This window comes from Desulfomarina sp. (genome assembly GCF_054039375.1).
Window position 1 is genome coordinate 1 of sequence record NZ_JBPLBA010000182.1, and the last position, 5,983, is coordinate 5,983.

General features: G+C 44.4%; 5 protein-coding genes. All 5 read right to left on the reverse strand.

Annotated features, from left to right (window positions below; genetic code table 11):
- Nucleotides 1–7: 7 nt before the first annotated feature.
- Nucleotides 8–778 (reverse strand): tetratricopeptide repeat protein, encoded by a 771-nt coding sequence (locus ACXLDX_RS10695; protein WP_457577173.1) that lies wholly within the window; start codon nucleotides 776–778, stop codon nucleotides 8–10.
- A gap of 44 nt (nucleotides 779–822) precedes the next feature.
- Nucleotides 823–2,580, reverse strand: coding sequence for a YcaO-like family protein (locus ACXLDX_RS10700; protein ID WP_457577174.1), 1,758 nt, complete (start codon nucleotides 2,578–2,580; stop codon nucleotides 823–825).
- A gap of 321 nt (nucleotides 2,581–2,901) precedes the next feature.
- Nucleotides 2,902–3,372: a tRNA (adenosine(37)-N6)-threonylcarbamoyltransferase complex ATPase subunit type 1 TsaE gene (gene tsaE / locus ACXLDX_RS10705; RefSeq protein WP_457577175.1), complete on the reverse strand. Its 471-nt coding sequence runs from the start codon at nucleotides 3,370–3,372 to the stop codon at nucleotides 2,902–2,904.
- 306 nt (nucleotides 3,373–3,678) lie between these two features.
- The gene (locus ACXLDX_RS10710; RefSeq protein WP_457577176.1) at nucleotides 3,679–3,894 is read right to left on the reverse strand and encodes a cold-shock protein; all 216 of its coding nucleotides are present in this window, start codon (nucleotides 3,892–3,894) and stop codon (nucleotides 3,679–3,681) included.
- A 326-nt stretch (nucleotides 3,895–4,220) separates the two neighbouring features.
- On the reverse strand, nucleotides 4,221–5,983 hold a 1,763-nt coding region (locus ACXLDX_RS10715), incomplete at its 5' end, for an extracellular solute-binding protein (RefSeq protein ID WP_457577177.1).

The window sequence follows — 5,983 nt, forward strand, 5'->3', positions numbered from 1 at the left end:
GTTTTTTTCATCGGTTTTTTTCCCGACCCATCATTTTTTTCCGCAATGTTCCCGCGAGTTGCTGGGCCTCTGACAGTTCTTTACCGGAGAGCAGGGTTTCCAGATAATCCCTTGCTGCTACTGCGGAGCGGTAGCCATTGGCCGCAGCAATATTCATCCATCCATAGGCGGTAACCAGATCAATTTCCCCGATTCCACTTCCGGTTAAATACATGATACCGACGTTAAACTGGGCCTGGGGATGATTATTTCTTGCCGCCTGCAGAAAATACGCGGCCCCCTTTTCCTCATTCCTGTCAACGCCACGCCCGGTAAAATAGAGGTAGCCCAGGGTGTTCTGGGCCTCGCTGTCCCCGTGTTCGGCACTGAGACTGTACCAGTGAATGGCTTCACTGTAGTTTTTTAAGGTCACGTTTCCCTGGAAAAAAGCTTCTGCCAGAATTCTTTCAGATCTGCCGCTGCTTTTTCCCTGGAGTGCAGCACTGTACAGGTACCGAAATGCAGCGCGGCTGTCTTTTTTTACTCCCAATCCTCGGAAGTACATTCCGCCACAGATATACCTGGCTCCGGCATCCCCTTTTTCCGCTGCCCTGCGGTACAGAGCAAAGGCTTTGGCGTAATCCTGTTTCACACCAATTCCCTGGTAATACTTCCTTGCCCTGCTTTTGAGTCCCCGCACCTCAGGTGCCGAAAAAACATCTACGACAGAAAGAAAAAAGACAAGGCAGAATACGATTATATAGCAAGAAATTAAAGAAGAATTTTTGTAACTTCTCACAGGGGAAACAACTCCATGGGTTTGTATTTTTTTCCTGAAAACGGTCAGCGATTATCCCGGCCCGTTGCAATTTTTTCAAGCAGTTCTTTGGCAAAATCAAGGCTGTCATCAAGAGTCAGGGCCAGGGTCAGAAACTCGATTGCCGAATCATTTTTTCCCAGTCTGGAGTAATTGACACCAAGGTTTGCATAATCAACGGCAGAAGCTGGATTCAGCTCAACTGCCCGTTGAAAGTGGTTTATTGCCTTCTCAAACATCTCAAGTTTAAAAAAACAGACTCCCAATGAATTATGGATATCAGGCCTTTCCTCATCTTCCTTGAGCCCTTTTCCAAGTATTTTGATTGCTTCTTCATAGCGACCAAGTTCTTTAAGACAACTTCCCATATAAGAATAAATATACGGGAGATCCTCCTCTTCAGGGTCACGGCTCAACGCTTTGTCAAAATGAACAAGAGCCTGGTCAAGTTGCCCCAGATCCATCAGGTTCCTTCCCCTGTAAAATGCCAGATAGTAGGCTTCGGGGAGCAGATCTTCCATCTGGGAAAATTTCTTTTCCCGAAGATCCGCATCATCCACCAGGTCCATCATAAGTTTAGCTGCGAAAAGCCCTGAGTCACTTATCCTTGACCGTTCCCGGAAATGGGCTCCGGGAATGATGGTATAACATGCAGGTATCTGTAATTCATCATGGGTCACATCGATCATAAACACTTCCATGCCGATTTTTTTCAGGGAACGGATACAATTTTCCACCTCGATCCGGATATTTGAATCGGAGAGATTATTCATTTCCTGAATGGAGACAATTTTCTCTGTTTCCGTAAGATAACCTACCTCCTCCATGGAACCCGGCTTGGGGAGACCGGAGGCCACATAGTTTGAACCGGTGTTAAAATCGCCCGCAAGCTGTGCCACCTCCGTCACCGCACGAATAAGAGCTTTTTGCGGGTCAGGCGTGGTTCCGGCCGTAAAGACAATTTCACTTTTCTCCGGAAAAGTTTCCCTGTCAATGGCCAGGGCGGCTACAGTGCAAATACCGGTATCTAACGTAAAATCATTCAGGTAGAGTTCAATTCCCTGATCTGTGAATTTTTTCAGTAACTCCATTGCGACAGGATCATTGACTGAATTTACATCTATTTTCGGCGTTTCAATCCTGCGGTGATGGACAACCGAACAGACATGACGCTCCACGATCTCACAGATCCCCTGAAGAGCTGCCTCTTCCAGGGTATTGCCTGCAGATGGACCATTGAATTCATTAATGGCGTAAAACCAGGAAAATGGAATCAGCACATCACAGTTATCGGTCAGATTGGTGGCCCAGATCCACTGCATGGGAATGTTCTCCAGCAGTTTTTCCAGGGTGTCGGCATCGGTATGGGAATCATGCACCGAATCAAGAAGATATCGTATTTCAAGAACAGGAAAGCCGCTCCCAACCACACTTTTATAGTCACCGACAAGGAAATTGTCCGGATTATTTTTAAATGAAAAGAAAGAGAATCTTTCCGCAAGCTCCATGCAGGCTGAAGCCCTGGCCTGCTCCGGAGAAGCGCCTTTTCCCATCTGTTTTTTCGTACCGGTGAGCAAAAAAGCATCTTCCCCGCAGACGCTGAAATAGACCGGGATGTCCAGCCTGCCATTATCAATTCTTCTCACCTCATTGACTATCTTTATTTCAAGCTGATCGACCTTCTCGTAAAAATTTTTAACCGTTTCATCCGGTGTAATCGCCTTATCCTGATCCAGGGTGAATGTCTTATGACAATCGTGAAGTACTATAGTTTTTTTCTTCATTTTGTAACTACTGACAGATGGTACAGATTTTTGTAACTGGTCACAGGGGTGGCAACTCTCTGTGAGTAATTACATTTTTTCTTGATTACCCATGAAACACAGCCGACTTGAGGATGCGCCTGCTTTATCAGGCTAGCCTACGGTCAAAAATCACTGGAAATCTCAATTGATAAGGAATTCAAATGAAAAAGTGTCGACCCAGATTATTTTCAAGCCAGTACAATGTGATTTTTGAAATACGCCTGACAAAACAGGCACATCCCCAATTCTACAAGTATCAGGCTGAGTTTTGTGCGTAATCACATATTTTTTACCGTCTCCTCAGCAAAGCTCCTCTTTCAATCTCTTTAAGTAATCTTCATTATTCGAAGAAAAACACAATATTCTCTCTTCGTCCTCTTCCAGTCGGATCTCTATGTCGATCCTCCTTTCCGGCAAAATATCTTCCGCTCTTTCCGGCCATTCAATAACCGTCAGTCCATCAAGGTAAAATAATTCTTCAAACCCTAAGTCAATGACTTCGTCTGAATCAGATAATCTATAAAAATCCATGTGATACAGGCGAATTCGTCCCTTATACTCATGAAGAATCGTAAAAGACGGGCTGGAGACATAGTAATCATCCGGCACCTCAAGACCCCTTGCTATCGACTGGGTCAGCGTGGTTTTTCCGGCACCAAGGTCTCCACGAAGACAAAGGACATCTCCACCGGCGGCATTTCTGCCGAGTATTTCACCGATTCGCTCTGTTTCCTTAACAGTCTTTACCCGAATTGAAAAATCATTCTTCATCAATACTCCCAATCCAATCGTAACCTGTGTTCTCCGTGATTTGCCGATGTCAACTAAGCCAGCATGACTGTCCGTCCCTTTCGCTGATAACACTGTCGGCCTGGGATGTTATACTTTATATCCGAAATTGGCAATCCTGAAGAACGGTGGACGAAAAATAAAAACCCGTTTTCGAATGTAAAAAACGAAAACGGGTTGAAAATCATACAGAGTTTATCAGAAAATTCCCGACTGAGGTTTGTACCACCGCAGTTGGAATTTTCATTAGTCTGCCGGGGCCGAGCCATGAAGCCCGGCCATGCCGGTTTATCCTGATTTAGTTACATTTTCCGCCTGTAATCCCTTATCTGTCTGGGCAATTGTGAATTCAACCTCTTCTCCTTCTTCAAGACTCTTGAATCCTTCTCCCTGGATAGCACTGAAATGGACAAACACATCAGCCTCTCCGTCAGGTCTTTCCAGAAAACCATACCCTTTACTGGCGTTAAACCATTTCACTTTTCCTTTCACACGCTCTGACATCCTGCAAGCCTCCCCGGTAATGACAGTCCTGAACGGGCAAATAATACAAATGCCATCCGGCTCTGTACGTATCGTTCCGCCCTCATCCTGCCCTAGGGTAATTTTGCAGTACCGGAACAACGCAGGATTGAAGAGCGTACTTAACAGGTAGCAGAAAACCCCGCCATCAGTCAAGTGAAAACATTATTTTTTCATCAGGAAACAACAAGTTAAACAGAAAACAGACAAAAACAGTCACCCTTATACATTGTTAGTCAATATCCTCTCGAGAATAAATTTTTACTTGATTACCCATAAAACTCAGTCAAATTGTGGATATGCCTGTTTTATTGGGATTTTTCCATCCATGATGTCATTAGTAGCTGGGTTGGGTCGTAATACAGGGGTAGTTTTTCAGGGAAATGTATTTTTCGATAATAACTGATTCGGTGACTACCAAGATACCAGTTCGGTACCACGTAATATCCGTACCATAACACCCTGTCAAGCGCCTTACAGGCACTTGATAACTGATGGCAGTTTTCCGCGTAAATAATCCTGTCTACCAGTCCGTCAACTGCTTTGGATCGTATTCCGGCATAATTTTTCGAACCTCTCCGGGAGGCGGAAGAAGAATGCCAGTAGTTTCTCTGTTCATTTCCCGGAGAAAGAGATTGTGAAAAGGTGGTCACAATCATATCAAAATCAAATTTTTTCAGTCTCTCCACATAAAGTGTCTGGTCAACAGTCCTGTATTTCGCCTCAATACCGAGTTTACGAAGAATCGCCACATAGGGCGCCATGACCCTTTCAAAAGAAGGGGAAACAAGGAGAATTTCAAATTGAAATTTTTTACCGCTTCTGTTCACAAGAAAACCATTTTTTACTTTCCAGCCGGCGGTTGCCAGCAGAACGGAGGCTTTTTTCAGATTATTCCTCAGAGTGTTTTCCTCCGTCACCTCAGGTGGGGTGAGTGGTTTTAAAAAGACTTCTTTCGGTAATATTGACCGATAGGGCTCCAGGTATTCCAGTTCAAGACCTGACGGTATACCTTTTGCAGCCAGCGGTGAATTGCTGAAAAAGGAGTTCGATCTCGTATACTGGTCAAAAAAAAGGGCCCTGTTGATCCATTCAAAGTCCAGCGCAAGTCCAAGTGCCTGGCGTGCCTGTCGTTTTTTGAACAGGGGGCGTCTTGTGTTCATCACAAAACACTGCATTCCGGCATTATTGAAATGGATAAATTCTTTCTTCACGATTTCGCCGGAATCAAATTTCGGTCCCTTCATGTCCCTCGCCCACTGTTTGGCAATATTCACAGGAAGATAGTCAAATTCACCGGCCTTGAACGCTTCAAGGGCAATTGTCTGATCCTTGAAATATTTTACGGTGATCTCGTCGTAATTATACATTCCCCTGGTCACAGGATGGTCTTTGGCCCAGTAATGAGGATTTCTTTTATAGGTAATGCTTTTTCCATAACGAACCTGATCAATGATATAGGGACCAGACCCGACCGGAATGGCGGGTCGACTGCCTTTCTGCCTTACACCAAAACCGAATTTTTCATAAAATCTCTTTGAAAGCACCCGTATCTGACTGGCTATAAGATGAAGTTCTCTGTTTTTACGGGCAAAATTAAACCGTATCTTTCCGGAACCGATTATTTCTGATCCTACAATATCCTTGTAATAATAAGGATAAAACGGATGAACTTTTTTTCCTTTTAAAATATCAAGTGTAAAAGCCACATCTTCAGCAGTAACAGGTGTGCCATCGGAAAATCTGGCATTTTCGTTCAGTGTATAGGTCACGGACATACCATCTTCTGCAGGTTCAATGTCCCTGGCAAGCAGACCATACTCTGAAAACGGTTCATCAAGACTTGCTACAGCAAGAGGTTCAAAAACCAACGTTTCCAAAGCAAAAGGTGGTTCACCTTTGAACGTGAAAGGATTTAACTTATCAAAACCGCCCAGATCATGAAGAACGATTCTGCCTCCTTTCATGGCCCGGGAGGAACAATAGTCAAATTTTTTAAAACCGGATGGATACTTCAACTCACCATCCATGGAAATCCCATGAGCAGCAAGAAGAGGCCGACTGAAAAATA